Below are 18,889 nucleotides of genomic sequence, written 5' to 3' on the forward strand. Positions count from 1 at the left end.
TCCCACCGTGTCGCTGATACTCTACGGCCATCCCTTTTCCTCGTACACGCAGAAGGTGCTCATCGCGCTGTACGAGAACGCCATCCCGTTCTCCTTCCGCTGCCTGGCGCCGGACATGTCGCAGCACCTGCAGCAATGGCTGGAACGCTGGCCGCTGCGCAAGTTTCCGCTGCTGGTGGACGGCGAGCGCAACGTCGCCGAGACCAGCATCATCATCGAATACCTGCAACTGGCCCATCCCGGTCCGCTGCGCCTGCTGCCAGACGATCCGATGCAGGCGCTGGACGTGCGTTTTCTCGACCGCTATTTCGACCTGCATGTCATGACACCCGTGCAGCATGCGGTGGGCGCCGCCCTGACCGGCGACCCGGTGAAGACAAGGGAAGGCCGTGAGTTTGCCGGCGAAAAGCTGGACCTCGCCTACGCCTGGCTGGAAGAGCACCTGGCCGGCAGGACGTGGGCAGCCGGCGACCACTTCAGCCTGGCCGACTGCGCCGCCGCCCCCGCGCTGTTCTATGCGGACTGGACCCAGCCGATTCCCGCGACGCTGCCCCTGCTGCGCGCCTACCGCGCGCGCCTGCTGGCCCGCCCATCGTTCGCCCGCGCGGTGGAAGAGGCACGTCCGTACCGCCACCTCTTCCCCCTGGGCGCACCGCAGCGCGACTGACCTTGTTCAGTAAACCTGTTCAGCCAAACACGGGGCGGAAAAAACTGCGCTCGTAGCTGACGATGCAGCGCGTCTCTTCCGCATAGCGGAAGGCGGCCTGGCATTCGGCGTCCTGCATCGAGTCGATGCGGTACTGCTCGTACAAAGCCAGGCTGGGAAACGAGAACATGGCCAGCGCCACGTTGCTGGCACCTTCCGATGGCAGGAAATAGCCGTGGTGCTGGCCGCCGAAGCGTTCGACCAGCGGTATCCACAGCTTGCCGTAGGCTTCAAATTCCCGCAATTTATACGGGTCGATGATGTAACGCAGGTAACAGGTAATCATGCGCTTTCCTTGTGAAGATTCAGATCCATCAGCATGCCGGACTCCCAGGAGCCGATGGCGGCCAATGGCGTGCCAGGCAAGAAGTCCAGCGCGCAGGGATAGGCAACGGCGTGTTCGGCAAGCACGCCGAGTCCCGGCCAGGCGTAGAACAGCAGCTTGCCCTTGCCGATGCGCCCCAGCGCGCTGCCGTCGGGCAGCCAGCGCAAGGCGTCGCCCGTACCGCCGCCCGCCTCCACGGGCACCGTGGCCAGCCGGCGGCCATCATCCAGCGCATGCACGGACAGAGACTCTTGGCCGTCAGCGTAATGCAGAACTGCCAGATGCTCGCCATCGGGCGACGGCGCGCATGACGCCAGCTTCGGCAGCGACAGCACCACGCGGCCGGCGCCCGCCTGCAGCGGCCAGTCCCACACGCTGCAATAGTCGGGCGGCTGCACTTGTCCCTCTTCCACCGATTTGACACCATGCAGGAGCAGCAAACGCCGTCCGCCATCGATAGCCCACGTGCCGCGCAGCATCTCGCCCGGGTGCGCCTGCGTGAAGAGCGCCTCGCCCGTTTGCGCATCGCGCACCCGCAGGCGGCCATCCCAGCCGCCGTCGGCAAGATACTGCCCGCAAGGCGACCACGCGGGACCGCAGCCTTCGCCATCCTTCTTGTTCTGGAAATTGAACAGCAATTGTCCCGCATCGGCATCCACCACGGCCAGCTGGCCCGTCGTGCTCTTGATGGCGAGCCGGCTGCCGTCGGGCGAGAAGGCCATGCCCGACATGTGCGCGATGAATTTGCCGCGCCACAGTTTGGTCCGTGCCGCCACGTCCCACAGCACCAGGTCGCGCCCCAGCACGGCCAGGCGCGTGCCATCGGGTGAAAACTGCACGCCGTAGCTGCAGCCCAGCTTCAAGGGCTTGCGCGCCGCCGTCACGGGCGTGCCAGGCGGTACACGACGCAATCGAGGTCATAATGGCGCCCCATGCCCACGTATTGCATGCCCAGGCGCGTCATGACCTTGATCGAGGCGGCATTGTCCGGGTGAGCCACGGCCACCACTGCGGGCGCGCCGACGACATCGAACGCGTGCGCGACGATGGCGGCAGCCGCCTCGCTGGCATAGCCCTGGCCCCAACCTGTACGCGCCAGGCGCCAGCCGATTTCATGCGGTTTAGTCTTGTCGCCATCGAGATGCTGCAGGCAAGCCATGCCCACCATCTCGCCATCATCGAGGCGTATCAGCGCCCACCACGAATAGCCCCACTCGGCCCAGCGGCCCGTGATGCGCGTGACGGCCGCGCGCGTATTTTCTTCCGTCTCGGACTGGCCCGCATTCAGATAGGTCATCACCTCGGGATCCGTGTTGAGGGTGCGCATGCGCTCGTAGTGCTGCTCCGTGATCGGTTCCAGGCGCAGACGCGCCGTCGTCAGTATGGTCATGGCATTTCCTTGGACGAAAAAAAAGACGATACACGATCGTCTTTTTTTTGCAAGCGCACACGCGATTACTTGCCTGCTTCGCCCTTCTTGATCCACGCCGCCAGCTGGTGCGGACGCAGGCCGTCGTAGTCTTCGAACGGCTGGTGGATCCACGGATTGTGCGGCAGTTCGTCCAGGAAGTAGTCGGGACGCACGACGGAGCAGCCTTTCAGCCAGATCACGGCCGATTTGACTTCGGTCACGTCAGGGAAGTTTTCCTTCAGGTGACGCGTGACCTTGTCCAGGGTGACGCCGGAATCGGCCAGGTCGTCGACCAGCAGGATGCGGCCAGCCAGCGGGCCCTTGGTCATGGTCATGTACTTGGCGATATCGAGGTCGCCGCGCACCGTGCCCGCGTCTTCGCGGTAGGAGCTGGTCGACAGGATGGCCAACGGCAAATCAAAAATGCGCGAGAAGACGTCGCCAGGACGCACGCCGCCGCGCGCCAGGCACAATACCTGGTCGAATTTCCAGCCCGATTCGTAGACCTTGAGCGCCAGGCGCTCGATCAGGCGGTGGTATTCTTCCCAGTTGACCCAGAGATGTTGATCGTTCGATTGTGGGGTAGTCATGATAGTGGAATCTTATTATTAGCGTGATTAAAAAAATCCGCCTTGCGGCGGATTGTGTCCAGCAGCTTACTCGAATGGGTGGCGCAGCACGATCGTTTCTTCACGATCCGGACCGGTCGAAACCATGTCCACCGGCACGCCGACCAGTTCTTCGATGCGCTTGATGTAAGCGCGTGCCGTTGCCGGCAGGGCCGCCAGCGATTTCGCGCCGACCGTGCTTTCCGTCCAGCCTGGCATCTCTTCGTACACAGGTACGCAACGGGCGGCTTCTTCGGCGCCCGATGGGAAGATGTCCGTGGCCACGCCGTCGATGGTGTAGCCGGTGCACAGTTTCAGCGTTTCGATACCGTCGAGTACGTCCAGCTTGGTCAGGCACATGCCCGTCACGCCGTTGATCTGCACGGAGCGGCGCAGCAAGGCGGCGTCGAACCAGCCGCAGCGGCGGGCACGGCCCGTCACGGTGCCGAATTCATGGCCGACTTGCGCCAGGTGGTGGCCGACGCCCGCATCCGTTGGCAGTTCCGACGGGAACGGGCCGGAGCCGACGCGCGTCGTGTACGCCTTGGTGATGCCCAGGATGTAGTGCAGCATGCCAGGACCGACGCCCGAACCGGCGGCGGCATTGCCAGCCACGCAGTTCGACGAGGTGACGAACGGATAGGTGCCGTGGTCGACGTCGAGCAGGGAACCCTGTGCGCCTTCGAACAGCAGGTTCGCGCCGGCCTTGTGCGCCTTGTACAGCGCGCTCGACACGTCGGTGACCATCGGGCGCAGGCGCGGCACATAGGCCAGCGCGTCGTCGAGGGTCTTCTGGTAATCGATGCGCGGAGCTTTCAGGTAGTGCTCCAGCACGAAGTTGTGGTAATCGAGGTTTTCCGCCAGTTTTTCAGCGAAACGGCTCTCGTTCAGCAGGTCGGCGACGCGGATGGCGCGGCGCGCCACCTTGTCTTCGTAGGCCGGGCCGATGCCCTTGCCGGTGGTGCCGATCTTGGCCGCGCCGCGCGCAGCTTCACGGGCCAGGTCGAGTGCCGAGTGGTAAGGCAGGATCACCGGTGCGGCGTCCGACACTTTCAGGCGCGAGGCGACTTCGACGCCGACGGCTTCCAGCTTGTCGATTTCGCGCAGCACGTCCGGCACGGAAACGACCACGCCGTTACCGATGTAGCAGGCGACGCCTGGACGCATGATGCCCGACGGGATCAGCTGCAGCGCGGTTTTCACGCCACCGATGACCAGCGTGTGGCCTGCATTGTGGCCGCCCTGGAAGCGCACCACACCCTGGGCGTGATCGGTCAACCAATCGACGATCTTGCCTTTACCTTCATCGCCCCATTGGGTGCCGATGACAACAACGTTCTTTGCCATAATTTTCTTTGACATCACTCAACCTAAGTTTTTAAGAATCCAGCTACTACCATTATCGGCAAGTACCAGCACGCGATCGCACTCGAACTCGTCTTGTTCATTACTGTGACCCGGCATACTCTGGATCACGACCTCGCCCGCCTTGCGCAACTCGGCGATTTTTTCCTTCAATTCTGGCGCGCTGCCCCACGGCGCGCGGATCGAATGCTTCCGTTCCGCGGTCGGCAACAGGCGCGCCAGTTCGCGCAAATCGAGCGAGAAGCCGGTCGCGGGACGAGCCCGGCCGAACGCTTCGCCGACGTGGTCATAACGGCCGCCGCGCGCAACCGCGTTCGGCAAGCCAGGTACATACAGCGCAAACATCGCGCCACTTTCATATTGGTAGCCGCGCAGGTCGGCCAGGTCGATTGCCACTTCGGCGCGGCCCAGCGCGGATCCTGCCAGCGCGGCCAGTTCGGCCAGCGCCTTGAGCACGCCCGGCAGCGGCGGCAGCACTTCGCGCGCACGCGCCAGCACGTCGATGTCGCCATACAGGTTCGGCAAGGCCAGCAGCGCATCGCGCGTCACGGCGTCATAGCCGGCCGTGAGGGCGCGCAGGCCCGGCGCATCTTTCGCGCGCAGCAGGGTGTACAGCGCAGCTTCGTCGCGCTCGGCATTGGCGTCTTGCGCAATGATAGCGCGCAACAGGCCGACGTGCGACAAATCCAGGCGTACCGCGTCGAATCCGGCCAGTGCCAGCGAAGCGAGCGCCAGTTCCTGGATCTCGGCATCCGCTTCCAGGCCGGCGTGGCCATAGATTTCGGCGCCGATCTGCAGCGGCTCGCGGGTGGCGTGCAGCCCCGACGGACGGGTATGCAGCACGCTGCCGGCGTAGCACAGGCGGGTGACGGTGGCACGGTTGAGCAGGTGCGCGTCGATGCGCGCCACTTGCGTCGTCATGTCGGCGCGCAGGCCGAGCATGCGGCCCGACAGCTGGTCGACCAGTTTGAACGTGCGCAGGTCGGTATCCTTGCCAGCGCCAGTCATCAGCGATTCCAGATACTCGAGCAGCGGCGGCATCACCAGTTCATATCCGTACAGACGGAAATTATCCAGCATGAGGCGGCGCAGCTCTTCGATCTTGCGCGCTTCCGACGGCAGAACATCGGCAATATTTTCGGGCAAAAGCCAATTCGGCATGAGGGAGCGAGATACGGAAGAAAGTTGAAAAAATGCATCATGCGAGGCAGCGGCAGGCGCGCCAGGCAAGAGGCCGAACCTGATATTTTACGCGAAAACACGGGCCTTTAGGGATAAGTTGTCCGAAACGCTGCCGCACAGCCCTAAAAACACCGCATTTTACGCCTTCCCGCAACAACATGGCGGACACAAAAAAACGGGGCCGGCATTGATGCCGGCCCCGCTGCTGCCGCACCCGTCCTTGCGGCCGGGCGCAGTGTGGATGCTGCCTTACTTCTTGGCCGAACCGGCTGCGCCGCCGCCCTTGAAGTACTTGAAGAATTCCGAACTCGGATCGACCACCATCACGTCGCCCTTGTCCTTGAACGTGGCGCGGTAGGCTTCCAGGCTACGGTAAAACTTGTAGAACTCCGGATTCCTGCCAAACGCTTCCGCATAGATCTGCGATGCCTTGGCATCGCCCTCGCCGCGGATCTTCTCGGCTTCGCGATACGCTTCGGCCAGGATCACCGTGCGCTGCTTGTCGGCGTCGGCGCGGATTTTCTCGGAGTCGGCCGAACCGGTCGAACGCAGCTCATTGGCCACGCGCACGCGCTCGGACTTCATGCGCTCGTACACGGAGTTGTTGATCTGCTCGACGTAGTCGACGCGTTTCAGGCGCACGTCGACGATTTCCACGCCGATGGCCTTGGCTTCCGCCGAGACCTTCGCCAGGATCGCTTCCATCACCTTGCCACGCTGGCCCGAGATCACTTCGCGCACGGTGCGCTTGGTGATTTCATCGTTCAGCGCTGCTTTGACGATTTGCGACATGCGGTTGCGGGCCGGCTTTTCATCGCCGCCAAAGCTGCGGAAATACAGGCGCGGGTCGGCGATGCGCCACTTCACGTACGCGTCGACGAGGATGTTCTTCTTTTCGGCCGTGATGAAGCGTTCCGGTTCCGGCGTATCCAGGGTCAGGATGCGCTTGTCCAGGTACAGCACGTTCTGGAACGGCGGCGGCAGCTTGAAATACAGGCCCGGCGTGCTGATGACTTCCTTGACCTCACCGAGGGCGAAGACGACCGCATACTTACGCTGGTCGACCACGAACACGGTCGAGGACAAGAGCATGATCGCGATAAAGCCCGCGATCAGGGCGGCTACGATACGGTTCATTAGCGGCTCTCCCGTTCACGCGAAGAGCGGCTGTCGCGGCGCGTATTGACTTCTACTGTCGGCATGGCTTCCTGTGGCAAAACGGTGTTGGCTGCGGGTGTCGCGGCAGCACGGGCGGCGGCAGCAGCGGCATCGGTGGCAGCCGTCTGGGCGATCAGCTTGTCGAGCGGCAGGTACAGCAGATTGCTGCCCGTCTTCGCGTCAACCATGACCTTGCTGGCACTGCTGAACACTTGCTGCATCGTTTCGAGGTACATGCGGTCGCGCGTGACAACCGGCGCCTTCTGGTACTCGACCAGCACCTGCTTGAAGCGCGAAGCATTACCAGCGGCGTTCTCGGTCACCATCGCGCTGTACGCGGCCGCTTCCTCCATCAGGCGGAATGCGGCGCCACGGGCTTTTGGAATGACGTCGTTGGCGTAAGCCTGGCCTTCATTCTTCTGGCGCTCGCGGTCCTGGCCTGCCTTGACGGCATCGTCGAAGGCGGCTTGCACCTGCTCCGGCGGCTGCACGGCCTGCATCGTCACGTTGGTGATGACGGCGCCGACCTTGTAGCGGTCGAGAATCTGCTGCATCAGCTGCTGCGTATCGTACGCCACCTTTTCGCGGCCCTCGTACAGCACGAAGTCCATCTTGCTGCGGCCGACGACTTCGCGGATCGCCGTTTCGGCGACTTGGCGCAGGGTGTCTTCCTGGTCGCGCGTGTTGAACAGCCACGCCACGGGATCCTTCAGGGTGTATTGCACCGCGAACTGGATGTCGATGATGTTTTCATCGTCCGTCAGCATCAGCGACTCGCTGGCCTGCTTGTTGCGCAGCGACTGGCGGTAACCCACTTCCACCGTGCGCACCTGCGACACGTTGACGGTTTCGTCGGTCTGGAACGGGTACGGCCAGCGCCAGTTGAAACCGGCCGGCGTGGTGTGGCTGTACTTGCCGAACGTGAGCACGACGCCGTTCTGGCCCTCTTGCACGATGAAGGCGCCGCTGGCGAGCCAGATGAAGACGGCGATCACGCCGACCACACCGGCGGTGATGCCGGCGCCCTTCATGTCGGGACGCGGACCACCGCCGCCACCGTTGTTATTGCCGCCGTTGTCGGGACGGTTCTTCTGTCCGAAAAAGGCGTTCAGGCGCTGATTGAAATCGCGCCACAACTGATCGAGGTCCGGCGGACCTTCGCCGGGCTTTTTGCCTTCTTGGGCTTTCTTGCCGTCGTCCTTGCGATTGCCCCAGCGGGGATCGTTCAGGGACAACTTCAAGCCTGTTTTTTTGAGTAGGGAGACAAGCATAACTATCGTGTTCCGACTTGGGAGTGGGTGGAAATCCTATCGTCCTCGCCAGGCTCTTCGTCCTGGTCCGGGGCGGCGCCATCGTGCTGGTCGTACTGACCGTCAAACTGATCTTCCTGCGGTGCTTCATCGTTCTGGTACAGGTGGGCCGAACCGGGCGCCTTCCTGGCCATCTCGACTATCGCATCGCGCAGCAGGTCGAGCCCGCTGCCCTTCTGCGCACTGACGAACACGCGACTGATCGTAGCATATTCGTCGCGCTCCACCGAAGGCTCCAGCCCGGCCGCATCGATCTTGTTCCACACGAGGATTTGCGGAATATGATCGGCGCCGATCTCTTTCAAGACCAGGTTGACCTGCTCGATCTGCTCCATGCGCACCGGCGACGCGGCGTCGACGACATGCAGCAGCAAATCGGCATGGATGGTTTCTTCGAGCGTGGCGCGGAATGCCGCCACCAACTGGTGCGGCAGTTCGCGCACGAAGCCGACCGTGTCGGAGATCACCACGTTACCCACTTCCTGGCCCAGGTAAACCCGGCGCGAGGTGGTGTCGAGGGTGGCGAACAACTGGTCGGCGACATACACGCCGGCCTTGGTCACGGCATTGAACAGGGTCGACTTGCCGGCATTGGTATAGCCGACCAGGGACACCGAGAATGTGTGATTGCGGCCGCGCGCGCGGCGCTGCGTTTCGCGCTGCTTGTGCAGCTTTTCCAGACGGGCGCGCAAGGCCTTGACGCGGTCGCCGATCAGCCGGCGGTCGGTCTCGAGCTGCGTCTCGCCGGGACCGCGCAAGCCGATACCGCCCTTTTGCCGCTCAAGGTGGGTCCAGCCGCGGATCAGGCGCGTGGCCAGATGCTGCAGCTGGGCCAGCTCGACTTGCAGCTTGCCCTCGTGGCTCTTGGCGCGTTGCGCGAAGATGTCGAGGATCAGGCTGGTACGGTCGAGCACGCGCACATTCAGGCGCTTTTCCAGATTGCGCTGCTGGGCAGGTGAGAGGGCATGGTTGAAAATGACGATTTCCAGGCCATCGTTGACGACGACGTCGCCAATTTCATCGGCCTTGCCGCTGCCGACGAAATACGCGGAATCGGGACTGGATCGCTTGGCCGTGATGGTGGAAATCGGGTCCGCGCCAGCCGAACGCGACAACAGCATGAGTTCCTCCATGCTGGCGGCGAAGTCGCTGTGACCGAAGTCAACCCCGACTAGTGCCGCGCGCATGATGGCATCTGATGAGTTGCGGCGGACGCCGACGCCGATGCAAACGCATCAGCGCCGCTGGCGCGGACGGGGGCGATAGAGGGTGAAAGGCGCTGGGCCGTCAAGCTCAACGCTTTACTCCGCTTCAGATTCAATATTGAGATTGACGGCACGGGCCGGCACCACTGTCGAGATGGCATGCTTGTACACCATCTGTGTCACCGTATTGCGCAGCAATACGACATATTGATCGAACGATTCGATATGGCCCTGCAATTTAATGCCATTGACCAGGTAAATCGAGACAGGAACATGCTCTTTGCGTAATGCATTGAGGAATGGGTCTTGTAACAGTTGCCCTTTGTTGCTCATAACAGCTCCGTTGTTTATGTTGTTGTGTAAGAATTGGAGGCGACTCGCTTGATTTCAAGTGCTCTCACACCTTTCAAAGAAAGAAAGATGCGTCATAGCTACTGTAACCTGTTTTCGCGATCGCTGTCGCGCATGGCGCATTAACACTTTATTATTCTCGTGCAAAAGCCATTGAATTGGCTGTCGGCGCCGCATTATCTCTGCGGCGCCTTAATATGCACTTAATTCAGCATTTAAATCATTACTTGCTTGGCGTGCGTGCAAACGGGTTTTTACCCGTGCGCAGTTCGATGCGCAGCGGCGTGCCGACCAACGCAAACGTATCGCGGAAATGTTTTTCCAGATAGCGTTTGTAAGGATCACCAACGGCGTCGAGCGCATTGCCGTGAATAACGATCACAGGCGGGTTCATGCCGCCCTGGTGAGCGTAGCGCAACTTCGGACGAATCGATCCCTTGCGGCGCGGCTCCTGCTTCTCCACGGCCTCGATCAGGGCGCGCGTCAGCTTCGGTGTCGACAGGTCGCACATGGCGGCCGCATACGCGGCGTTGAGCGACTTCATCAGCGGACCGATATTGGTGCCCTTCAGCGCCGAAATGAAATGCATCTGCGCGAACGACAGGAAATCGAGCTTGCGGTCGATATCGATCTTGATTTCATCGCGCTCGTGCGATTGCAAGCCATCCCATTTATTCACGGCCACCACCAGCGCGCGGCCCGATTCCAGGATAAAGCCGGCGATATGCGCGTCCTGTTCCGAGATATCCTGCTGCGCGTCGAGCATCAGCACGACCACGTTGGCTTCGGAAATCGACTGCAGCGTTTTCACCACCGAGAATTTCTCGATCGCTTCAAACACCTTGCCGCGGCGGCGGATACCCGCCGTGTCGATCAAGGTGTATTGCTGGCCATCGCGCTCGAACGGGATTTCGATCGAATCGCGCGTCGTGCCCGGCATGTCGAAGGCGATCACGCGCTCTTCGCCCAGCAGCGTGTTAATCAGCGTCGACTTGCCCACGTTCGGACGGCCGACGAGGGCGATCTTGATGCCGCGGTCGGTCTTTTCCAGCTCTTCAGGCTCATCCGGACGCTGAGCGAACGCCAGGTCCAGCATCACTTCGACGAGGTCGTTGACGCCGTCGCCGTGCGCCGACGAGATCGCATACGGATCGCCCATGCCCAATTCATAGAATTCGGACACGACGGCCGTGTAGCGCATGCCTTCGCTTTTGTTAACCACCAGCAAGACCGGGCGGCCGCTCTTGCGCAGGAAGTCAACGATGGTCTTGTCATGCGGGGTCAGGCCCTGACGGCCGTCCACGATGAACACCACCACGTCGGCCTCGGCCACGGCCTGCTTGGTCTGCAGTGCCATCTGGTGCATGATGCCTTCCTTGGCGACGGGTTCGAAACCACCCGTATCGATGACCAGGAAGGGACGTTCGCCGACACGGCCTTCGCCATAGTGACGATCGCGCGTCAACCCAGGCAAATCCGCCACCAGCGCATCGCGCGAGCGGGTCAGACGATTGAATAAAGTCGATTTCCCAACATTGGGTCGACCTACTAGTGCAATTACCGGCTTCATTGTATTACTCGACCGCGAGAGCGGTCACTGTCCCTGATTGGGTTTGAAAAATCAAATTCGAACCGGCAACAACGGGAGCCGAAACAATCGGGCTACCGTCGGTGCTGACACGACCTATTAATGCGCCATCTTCCCGTGACAGGAAGTGGATGTAACCTTGATAGTCACCGACGGCAACGCTGCGGCCGTAGGAGGCCGGCGTCGACAGGCGGCGGCGCGCCAGCGCCTCATTCTTCCAGGCGCTCTGGCCGCCTTCGCGGCTGAACGCCACGACGGCGCCCTGGGCGTCGGCAACAAACACGAAACGCTGGTCGACGGCCACGCCCACATCGGACGAGATCGGCTTGGTCCAGCGCGGCACGCCCGTGGCGGCATCGAAGCAGCCCGCCTTGCCCTGGTACGTGACGGCGCACACTTCGCCTTCGAATACCACCGGTGCGCCGGCGATATCGGAAACGCGTTCCAGTTCGGTGGCGCCGCGCGGTTCGCTGACGACGACCTCCCAGCGTACCACACCGGTGGCCGCCGTCAGAGCCAGCAGCTTGCCGCCCGGCTGGGCCACGTAGATGTTCGCGCCGCCCAGCACCATGCCCGGCGCATTGCGCAAGGTCAAGGCCGGCGTGGCGCGCTGCACCGTCCACTTGCGTTCGCCCGTCTTGGCGTCGAAGCCGACGATGCGGTTGTCCACGCTGCGCACCACCACCACGCCCTGCCCTACGACGGGCGCCGTCAAGACTTCGCTGGACGCCTGCGCCTTCCACAGCTGCTTGCCGTCGGCATCGAACGCCAGCACGGCGCCCTTGGCGGCGCCCACGGCCACCAGCGTGCCATCGCTGCCGGCGCTGGACGTGATGTCGCTGCCGGCCTTGACGCGCCACGTCTCACGGCCGCTGGCCGCGTCCAGGCGCGCCAGCGCGCCATCGGCGCTGACCACGTACAGGCTGTTGCCGGCCAGCGCAGGCGTGAAGGCGTACACGCCGGCCTTGCCGATCGAATACTTCCAGGCGTCGCGCACGGCGATGCTCGATTTTAACTCGACCAGCTTGGCCGGTTCGACTTTCGGATCTTTCGAGGCGAACGGGTTCCAGGACGAGCAACCGGCCATCAGGGCCAACAGACTTGCAGCTACCAGCTTTTCAGTGACACGCATAAGTGTTATCCAACCTTTTTCTTGTACTTGTAAGGGCAAGACCGGCGGTGCAAAGCGCCACGCGGCCACGCCGTCAGTGTTCCTGTCAGGCGGCAGCCTTGTCAGCCTTGGCCTTGTCTTCCGGTACCGTACCGCCGATCGCTTCCAGTTTGACCTGGATCAATTGACGGCCTGGATTGTTCTTGTCCGTCGCGGCCAGTGCGGCCAGGTAAGCCGTGCGTGCCTCGGCCAGCTTGTTTTGCGCCACCAGGACGTCGCCCTTGCGGTCGGCCACGGCGCCGGCAAATTGCGCCACGGAAGCCGTCGCCAGCACTTTCAGCGCTTCATCGTAGGCTTTTTCATCCAGCAGGACGCCGGCCAGGCGCAGCTTGGCGATGGCCTTGTACTCTTCGGTGCCGTGCTCGGCAACCCATTGCAGCTGGGTCTTGGCCGCTTTCAGGTCATTCGCGTCAAACGCCACCTTGGCCGCGGCCAGGGCGCTCATCTGCGCATACGCCGTGCCGCTGAAACGCGATTGCATGTCGCCAGCCGCGCGCATCACCTTGGCGGTGTCCTTGGCGGCGATGGCGTTTTGCAGTTCGTCGTACAGCTGGCCCGCTTGCGCAGCCTGCGTGCGCTGGTAGTACTGCCAGCCAGCCCAGCCGCTGTAGCCTGCCAGCGCCACGATCAGGACCCAGGAGGTCAGATTGCCATTGCGCTGCCACCAGGCCTTGAGGGTTGCCAGTTGTTCTTGTTCTTCGTGATCGTATGCCATGGGTCGTCAGTTTTAATGAGTAGTTGATCGAGGGTAGTACGGTCTTGCTGCAAATCAATGGTGGTGATGCACGTGGCCGCCAGGGCCGTGGTCATGGCCGCAATCGTGGTCGCCGATGATCTGGTCCACCACGTAATCGACGACATCGTCGAACGGCACCGTGTTCTGCTGCGCGCCGGCATCGGCTTCGCGCATGGCTTTCACCGTAGCGACGTTATTGGCGATTTCATCGTCGCCCATGATCACGGCAAACGCCGCGCCGCTGGCGTCGGCCTTTTTCATTTGCGTCTTGAAGCTGCCGCCGCCGTTGCTCGCTGCGCAATGTAGCACAACGTCCAGGCCCGCATCGCGAATCCGCTCGGCCAGCACGAAAGCTTGCAAGCCTGCCTGCTCGCCCTGGTGCACCAGGTAGACGTCGCACTGGGCCGGCTGCTCGGGCTCGGCCGCGTCTTTCATCAGCAATACCAGGCGTTCGACGCCCATGCCGAAACCGACGGCGGGCGTCGATTTGCCGCCGAACATTTCCACCATGCCGTCATAGCGGCCACCGGCGCAGACCGTGCCTTGCGCGCCCAGCTTGTCGCTGACCCACTCGAACACCGTGCGGTTGTAGTAATCGAGGCCGCGCACCAGGCGTGGATTGATGGTGAACGGGATATTGTTGTGGTTCAATATCTTCTGCACGCCGTGGAAGTGGGCCAGCGATTCCTCGCCCAGGTAGTCCAGCAGCTTCGGCGCGCCATTGACCAGGTCCTGCATCGCAGGGTTCTTGGTGTCGAGGATGCGCAGCGGATTGCTGTGCAGGCGGCGCTTGGCTTCTTCGTCGAGCAGCTCGCTGTGGCTTTCCAGGTAGGCGATCAGGTCGGCGCGGTGGCGCAGGCGCTCGGCCGCATCGCCGATCGAGTTCAGTTCCAGGCGGATGCCTTCCAGGCCCAGGTCATCCCACAGGCGGCGCGACAGCATGATGATTTCCGCGTCGATATCCGGGCCCGTGAAGCCGATGGCTTCCACGCCGAACTGGTGGAACTGGCGGTAGCGGCCCTTTTGCGGACGCTCGTGGCGGAACATCTGGCCCTTGTACCACAGGCGTTTCGGGCCTTCGTAGACGAGGTTGTGCTCGACCACGGCGCGCACCACGCCGGCCGTGCCTTCAGGACGCAGGGTCAGGTTGTCGCCGTTCATCGAATCGGTGAACGAATACATTTCCTTTTCCACGATATCGGTCACGGCGCCGATGGCGCGCGCGAACAATTTCGTTTCTTCCACGATCGGCGTGCGGATTTGCTGGAAGCCATAGCTTTGCAGCACGGATTGCGCCGTGTTTTCAAACAATTCCCACAGCGGGGCATCGGCTGGCAGGACATCGTTCATGCCCTTCACGCCTGTAATTTTTTCTGCTTTTTTATTTTCGGACATAGTGTTCTTCTTTGCTTTAACTTGATTGTCGGATGACGCGCTTCGCGCCTCGGCGGCCCCGCTAATCCGACCTACCCGACCGATTACGCGGCAACCGGCGCGGTCTTGCCATAATGGCTTTTAACATAATTCAAGACGATGTCCTGGAATTCCTCGACGATGCGTTCGCCGCGCAGGGTGACGACTTTTTCGCCGTCGACAAACACGGGCGCGGCCGGCGACTCGCCCGTGCCGGGCAGGCTGATGCCGATGTTCGCATGCTTCGATTCGCCGGGGCCGTTGACGATGCAGCCCATGACGGCCACGTTCATCGCTTCCACGCCCGGATACGATTTCTTCCACTCCGGCATCTGCTCGCGCAGATACGTCTGGATGTTGTCGGCCAGCTCCTGGAAGGTGGTCGACGTCGTGCGGCCGCAGCCTGGGCAAGCGATGACCATGGGCGCGAACTTGCGCAAGCCCATGGTTTGCAGGATTTCCTGGCCGACGATGACTTCGCGCGTGCGGTCGCCGCCCGGTTCGGGCGTGAGCGAAATGCGGATGGTGTCGCCGATGCCTTCCTGCAGCAGCACGGCCAGGGCCGCGGTGGACGCCACGATGCCCTTGCTGCCCATGCCCGCCTCCGTCAAGCCCAGGTGCAGCGGATAGTCGCAGCGCTGCGCCAGTTCGCGGTACACGGCGATCAGGTCCTGCACGCCCGAAACCTTGCACGACAGAATGATCTTGTCGCGCGCCAGGCCCAGTTCTTCGGCGCGCACGGCGTTTTCAATCGCCGACGTCACCAGCGCTTCATACATGACGGCTTGCGCCGGCCACGGTTCGGCGCGGCCCGCGTTTTCATCCATGATGCGCGCCAGCAAGGCCTGGTCCAGGCTGCCCCAGTTCACGCCGATGCGCACCGGCTTGTCGTAGCGGCAAGCCGCTTCGATCATTTGTGCGAATTGCGTATCGCGCTTGGCGCCCTTGCCCACGTTGCCCGGGTTGATGCGGTACTTCGACAGCGCGCGCGCGCAATCGGGGTAATCGTTGAGCAGGGTATGGCCGTTATAGTGAAAATCGCCCACCAGCGGCACGTCGATGTCCATCTTGTCGAGCTGCTCGCGGATGTAGGGCACGGCCGCGGCCGCTTCAGGACGGTCCACCGTCAGGCGCACCAGCTCCGAACCGGCACGCGCCAGTTCCTTGATCTGGATCGCCGTGCCGATGGCATCGGCCGTATCCGTGTTCGTCATCGACTGCACCACCACGGGGGCGTCGCCGCCCACCCAGATCTGGCGCTGGCCGTGCGCGATCAGCACCTTGCGGCTGTCGCGACGGCCGGATGGACCGGAGCCGATCGCTGTTTTCGAGGTAGCCATAATATTATCTTCTGAGTTTGCTTGAACGGTTACTGCAATTATTTGATACTGACACGGGAAATCGTGCCGCCGGCAACGGTCGGCAGATCCAGCTTGGCGCCGCGCAAAGTTGCCTGCACGACACCAGGCTTGCCTACCACCAGGGTGGCCGGTCCCGTGATATCGAACGTTTCCGTGCTGCCCGCCTTGACCATGCGCGAAATCAGCGGCGTGCTGCCGGGGCGGCGGATTTCCACCCAGGAATCCTGCTCGACCTTCAGCACCAGCGCATTCGCGCCCACGGCAGCTGCAGCCGCGGGCGGCGTGACGGCAGGCGTCGCCGCTGGAGCGGGCGCGGGCACGGCGGCTGGCGGCACGACGGCAGCGGCCGGCGCCGAAGCGACGGCGGCCGGTGCGCCCGTCTGCGTATCGTTGCCGGGCGGCGGCGGCACGGAAATCAGGGGCACGGACGGCGACTGCACGGGCGTCAAGTCCTGGCCCGGCTTGATCAGGGTCGTTTCCACCGGGCCCACTTCCGCATGCGCCGTTTCTTTCCCAGCCTGCGAGGACAGCAGGCTGGCCGGCACATAACCGAGTTTATACGCGCCAAAGGCGGCCGCCACGACGACAGCCACGGCGCCGGCGATCCAGAGGGGAGTCTGGTTCGACGAGCGCTGCGTCATCGACGGGAAGCGCGATTCGGAAAACGTGGCGGAAATCTCGCGCCGCACGGGCGCGGCCGGGTCCTGCTGCGTCGGCGCCGGATGGACTTCAATCATGGCCACCAGCGGCGCCGCGTCGAGACGCACCACCTTGGCGTAGGCGCGCACGAAACCGCGCACCACGGCCAGATTCGGCAAAGCCGCCATGTCACCCTCTTCCAGCGCGATCACCTGGCGCGGCGCCAGCTTGAGCTGGTCGGCCACCTGCTCCACCGGCCAGCCCAGCGCTTCGCGCTGCGCTTTCAACTGTGCGCCTGCCAACGCAAGATTGCCCTGGGGCTGCTGCTGAGGCGTTTCTGCCCACTCTGAATTCATTGGTATCCCTGTCTCACTCATCAAACGCCCCATTTTGATAAGCAGCATATTCGGGGGAGCCGGAATGGTGGTTGCGCAACAGCGCCCCCAGGCCAGCTTCCGCACCCGCATCCCCGAGCTTATGCTGCACCTTGATCCCGAGCCACAGCACATCGGCCGTCTGGCCCTCCATTGTCGCTACTTTACCGAGCCGCTCAAGGTAATGAGCCGCTTGCCGGTAGTCTTGCTGTTGGTAATACACGCGCACCAGGCCGGCATAGGTAATTGCCGCGCCAGGTGCGATGCGCTCCGCCTTGAGCCAGTAGCCGGCGGCGCGCGGGTAATCTTTCATGACCAAGCTGCACGCCGCCGCATTATGCAGCGCCAGTTCAGGCGTGCCATAGGCGACATCTTGCAATGCGGCATCAAAATACGCCAGCGACTGCGCCGCGCGCCCGGTCTGGCACAGAAACAGGCCATAATTATTGCTCAACTCGGGATTGTGGGGCGCAAGGCGCAATGCGTAAAGAAAATCTTTTTCAGCAGCTACAGGTTGACGCATGGCAGCAAAAATCAGGGCGCGCATGCCGCGCACCTGGGCGTTGTCCGGCACCAGCTGCACCGCCTGCTCCGCTTCCGCCAACGCCACCACAAACTGGTCTTGCATATAATAGGCGCTGGCCAACTGCAAGCGCAAGGCGGCGCGCTGCTCGACAGATGCAGCCTGCTCCTTGTCTGCGGTGGAAGCACAGCCGGCCAGCAGCACGCCCAGGCTGACAACAGCCACGGCAAGTGCGCCAGGATAAGCCATGCTTCCCCGCATCAGGAGCGGATCTCCACGATCTTGCCGAAATTGGCGCCAAATTTTTGTTGATACTCAGTCATCTTTTCCATGCGCTCCTGCACCCGGGTGCGGTCCTTGACTTCGCCTGCCAGCTGGCCGCAGGCCGCATCGATATCGTCGCCGCGCGTCTTGCGCACGGTGGTGATGATGCCGCCATCCATGAGCACCTGGGCAAACGCCTTGATGCGCGGGTTTTTCGAGCGGAACAGGCCCGACTCGGGGAAAGGATTGAACGGGATCAGGTTGAACTTGCAGTTCACGCCGAACTCGCGGTCTTGCACCAGCGCCAGCAGTTCGCGCGCATGCTCGTCGCTGTCGTTGACGCCATCCAGCATGCAGTACTCGAAGGTGATGAAGTCGCGCGGGGCAAATTCCAGGTAGCGCTTGCAGGCCGCCATCAATTCCTTCAGCGGATATTTCTTGTTCAGTGGAATCAGCCCGTCGCGCAAGGCGTCGTTCGAGGCGTGCAGCGAGACGGCCAGAGCCACCGGCACTTCCTGCGACAGCTTGTCCATCATCGGCACCACGCCCGAGGTCGACAGGGTCACGCGGCGGCGTGACAGACCGTAGGCGTTGTCGTCGAGCATCAATTTCAGGGCCGTGACGGTCGGCTCAAAGTTCAGCAGGGGTTCGCCCATGCCCATCATCACCACGTTGGTGATCTGGCGCTCGCCTTTCGGGCCCGGCTCGATGCCCTTGGTGCGGCGCAATTCGAATTCCGCCATCCACAGCTGGCCGATGATTTCGCCCACGGACAGGTTGCGGTTGAAGCCTTGCTTGCCCGTCGAGCAGAAACGGCAGTTCACGGCGCAGCCGGCCTGGGTCGAGATGCACAGGGTGCCGCGGTTTTCTTCCGGAATGAACACGGTTTCCACGGCATTGCCATTGCCCACGTCGACCAGCCACTTGCGCGTGCCATCCGTCGACGTGTGGTCGCTGATGATGGCCGGGGCGCGCACTTCGGCGCGCGTGGCCAGCTTGTCACGCAGCGACTTGGCCAGGTCCGTCATGGCGTCGAAATCGGAAGCGCCGAACTGATGTATCCAACGTTGCAATTGTTTCGCACGAAACGGTTTCTCTCCCAACTCGGCGCAGTAGGCGATGAGTTGCGCGGGATCGAGGTCCAGCAAGTTGGTGAGGTTCGTCGTATTCATGATCTTGTCTATTCTAAAAATCCGTCC

At 62.6% G+C, this 18,889-nt stretch carries 19 protein-coding genes; 1 reads left to right on the forward strand and 18 read right to left on the reverse strand.

All coding sequences use genetic code 11. The features are described from left to right. Window positions 1–7: 7 nt before the first annotated feature. Window positions 8–667 (forward strand): glutathione S-transferase family protein, encoded by a 660-nt coding sequence (locus tag CSQ91_RS13020; protein WP_099388472.1) that lies wholly within the window; start codon window positions 8–10, stop codon window positions 665–667. A gap of 19 nt (window positions 668–686) precedes the next feature. Here the strand turns inward: CSQ91_RS13020 and CSQ91_RS13025 are convergent, their stop codons facing one another. The 18 genes from CSQ91_RS13025 to rlmN form a co-directional block, all read right to left on the reverse strand. After that, entirely contained in the window at window positions 687–992 is a 306-nt protein-coding gene (locus tag CSQ91_RS13025) for an NIPSNAP family protein (protein ID WP_099388473.1), read from the reverse strand. Further along, window positions 989–1,942 (reverse strand): WD40 repeat domain-containing protein, encoded by a 954-nt coding sequence (locus CSQ91_RS13030; RefSeq protein WP_143451027.1) that lies wholly within the window; start codon window positions 1,940–1,942, stop codon window positions 989–991. The genes CSQ91_RS13025 and CSQ91_RS13030 overlap by 4 nt, the downstream gene beginning before the upstream one ends. Beyond that, window positions 1,912–2,421, reverse strand: a complete 510-nt coding sequence (locus tag CSQ91_RS13035) for a GNAT family N-acetyltransferase (RefSeq protein WP_099388475.1) — start codon at window positions 2,419–2,421, stop codon at window positions 1,912–1,914. Before CSQ91_RS13035 ends, CSQ91_RS13030 begins: the two co-directional genes overlap by 31 nt. Before the next feature lie 65 nt (window positions 2,422–2,486). Then, window positions 2,487–3,032 carry a phosphoribosyltransferase gene (locus tag CSQ91_RS13040; protein WP_034752020.1) on the reverse strand — a complete coding sequence of 182 codons (546 nt, stop codon included), beginning with the start codon at window positions 3,030–3,032 and terminating at the stop codon, window positions 2,487–2,489. A 66-nt stretch (window positions 3,033–3,098) separates the two neighbouring features. Further along, on the reverse strand, window positions 3,099–4,412 hold the full coding sequence (locus CSQ91_RS13045) for an adenylosuccinate synthase (RefSeq protein WP_034789024.1): 1,314 nt from the start codon (window positions 4,410–4,412) through the stop codon (window positions 3,099–3,101). Between the two features lie 3 nt (window positions 4,413–4,415). Beyond that, the gene (locus tag CSQ91_RS13050) at window positions 4,416–5,576 is read right to left on the reverse strand and encodes an ATP phosphoribosyltransferase regulatory subunit (protein WP_070254058.1); all 1,161 of its coding nucleotides are present in this window, start codon (window positions 5,574–5,576) and stop codon (window positions 4,416–4,418) included. Between the two features lie 270 nt (window positions 5,577–5,846). Continuing rightward, entirely contained in the window at window positions 5,847–6,734 is an 888-nt protein-coding gene (hflC, locus tag CSQ91_RS13055) for a protease modulator HflC (RefSeq protein ID WP_034789029.1), read from the reverse strand. Continuing rightward, complete coding sequence (hflK, locus tag CSQ91_RS13060; protein WP_070254060.1) at window positions 6,734–8,026, reverse strand: FtsH protease activity modulator HflK; 1,293 nt, start codon at window positions 8,024–8,026, stop codon at window positions 6,734–6,736. The genes hflC and hflK overlap by 1 nt, the downstream gene beginning before the upstream one ends. Window positions 8,027–8,028: 2 nt before the next feature. Further along, a complete protein-coding gene (gene hflX, locus CSQ91_RS13065; RefSeq protein WP_034752026.1) occupies window positions 8,029–9,252 on the reverse strand; it encodes a GTPase HflX in 1,224 nt (407 codons plus the stop codon). Window positions 9,253–9,366: 114 nt separating this feature from the next. Next, window positions 9,367–9,603: an RNA chaperone Hfq gene (gene hfq / locus CSQ91_RS13070; RefSeq protein WP_008450615.1), complete on the reverse strand. Its 237-nt coding sequence runs from the start codon at window positions 9,601–9,603 to the stop codon at window positions 9,367–9,369. Between the two features lie 241 nt (window positions 9,604–9,844). After that, entirely contained in the window at window positions 9,845–11,191 is a 1,347-nt protein-coding gene (gene der / locus CSQ91_RS13075; RefSeq protein ID WP_034752028.1) for a ribosome biogenesis GTPase Der, read from the reverse strand. A 4-nt stretch (window positions 11,192–11,195) separates the two neighbouring features. Continuing rightward, window positions 11,196–12,341 (reverse strand): outer membrane protein assembly factor BamB, encoded by a 1,146-nt coding sequence (gene bamB / locus CSQ91_RS13080; protein ID WP_099388476.1) that lies wholly within the window; start codon window positions 12,339–12,341, stop codon window positions 11,196–11,198. An 85-nt stretch (window positions 12,342–12,426) separates the two neighbouring features. Further along, complete coding sequence (locus CSQ91_RS13085) at window positions 12,427–13,095, reverse strand: YfgM family protein (protein WP_099388477.1); 669 nt, start codon at window positions 13,093–13,095, stop codon at window positions 12,427–12,429. Window positions 13,096–13,149: 54 nt separating this feature from the next. After that, window positions 13,150–14,511 carry a histidine--tRNA ligase gene (gene hisS / locus CSQ91_RS13090; protein WP_034789042.1) on the reverse strand — a complete coding sequence of 454 codons (1,362 nt, stop codon included), beginning with the start codon at window positions 14,509–14,511 and terminating at the stop codon, window positions 13,150–13,152. A gap of 83 nt (window positions 14,512–14,594) precedes the next feature. Then, on the reverse strand, window positions 14,595–15,869 hold the full coding sequence (gene ispG / locus CSQ91_RS13095; RefSeq protein WP_034789045.1) for a flavodoxin-dependent (E)-4-hydroxy-3-methylbut-2-enyl-diphosphate synthase: 1,275 nt from the start codon (window positions 15,867–15,869) through the stop codon (window positions 14,595–14,597). 38 nt (window positions 15,870–15,907) lie between these two features. Next, window positions 15,908–16,816 (reverse strand): helix-turn-helix domain-containing protein, encoded by a 909-nt coding sequence (locus tag CSQ91_RS13100; protein WP_306508701.1) that lies wholly within the window; start codon window positions 16,814–16,816, stop codon window positions 15,908–15,910. An 82-nt stretch (window positions 16,817–16,898) separates the two neighbouring features. Beyond that, window positions 16,899–17,675 carry a type IV pilus biogenesis/stability protein PilW gene (pilW, locus tag CSQ91_RS13105; RefSeq protein ID WP_257217310.1) on the reverse strand — a complete coding sequence of 259 codons (777 nt, stop codon included), beginning with the start codon at window positions 17,673–17,675 and terminating at the stop codon, window positions 16,899–16,901. Between the two features lie 11 nt (window positions 17,676–17,686). Then, entirely contained in the window at window positions 17,687–18,862 is a 1,176-nt protein-coding gene (rlmN, locus tag CSQ91_RS13110; protein ID WP_099388480.1) for a 23S rRNA (adenine(2503)-C(2))-methyltransferase RlmN, read from the reverse strand. Window positions 18,863–18,889: the final 27 nt, after the last annotated feature.

The sequence above is a fragment of the Janthinobacterium sp. BJB301 genome, from assembly GCF_002735685.1.
Classification (GTDB): Bacteria; Pseudomonadota; Gammaproteobacteria; order Burkholderiales; family Burkholderiaceae_D; genus Janthinobacterium; species Janthinobacterium lividum.

Excerpts from the sequence above, each read along its gene's own strand:
- CSQ91_RS13025 (WP_099388473.1), bottom strand. The coding sequence starts at position 992 with ATGATTACCTGTTACCTGCGTTACATCATCGACCCGTATAAATTGCGG.
- CSQ91_RS13035 (WP_099388475.1), bottom strand. The coding sequence starts at position 2,421 with ATGACCATACTGACGACGGCGCGTCTGCGCCTGGAACCGATCACGGAG.
- CSQ91_RS13040 (WP_034752020.1), bottom strand. The coding sequence starts at position 3,032 with ATGACTACCCCACAATCGAACGATCAACATCTCTGGGTCAACTGGGAA.
- CSQ91_RS13045 (WP_034789024.1), bottom strand. The coding sequence starts at position 4,412 with ATGTCAAAGAAAATTATGGCAAAGAACGTTGTTGTCATCGGCACCCAA.
- CSQ91_RS13050 (WP_070254058.1), bottom strand. The coding sequence starts at position 5,576 with ATGCCGAATTGGCTTTTGCCCGAAAATATTGCCGATGTTCTGCCGTCG.
- hflC (WP_034789029.1), bottom strand. The coding sequence starts at position 6,734 with ATGAACCGTATCGTAGCCGCCCTGATCGCGGGCTTTATCGCGATCATG.
- hflK (WP_070254060.1), bottom strand. The coding sequence starts at position 8,026 with ATGCTTGTCTCCCTACTCAAAAAAACAGGCTTGAAGTTGTCCCTGAAC.
- hflX (WP_034752026.1), bottom strand. The coding sequence starts at position 9,252 with ATGCGCGCGGCACTAGTCGGGGTTGACTTCGGTCACAGCGACTTCGCC.
- hfq (WP_008450615.1), bottom strand. The coding sequence starts at position 9,603 with ATGAGCAACAAAGGGCAACTGTTACAAGACCCATTCCTCAATGCATTA.
- der (WP_034752028.1), bottom strand. The coding sequence starts at position 11,191 with ATGAAGCCGGTAATTGCACTAGTAGGTCGACCCAATGTTGGGAAATCG.
- bamB (WP_099388476.1), bottom strand. The coding sequence starts at position 12,341 with ATGCGTGTCACTGAAAAGCTGGTAGCTGCAAGTCTGTTGGCCCTGATG.
- CSQ91_RS13085 (WP_099388477.1), bottom strand. The coding sequence starts at position 13,095 with ATGGCATACGATCACGAAGAACAAGAACAACTGGCAACCCTCAAGGCC.
- hisS (WP_034789042.1), bottom strand. The coding sequence starts at position 14,511 with ATGTCCGAAAATAAAAAAGCAGAAAAAATTACAGGCGTGAAGGGCATG.
- ispG (WP_034789045.1), bottom strand. The coding sequence starts at position 15,869 with ATGGCTACCTCGAAAACAGCGATCGGCTCCGGTCCATCCGGCCGTCGC.
- pilW (WP_257217310.1), bottom strand. The coding sequence starts at position 17,675 with ATGGCTTATCCTGGCGCACTTGCCGTGGCTGTTGTCAGCCTGGGCGTG.
- rlmN (WP_099388480.1), bottom strand. The coding sequence starts at position 18,862 with ATGAATACGACGAACCTCACCAACTTGCTGGACCTCGATCCCGCGCAA.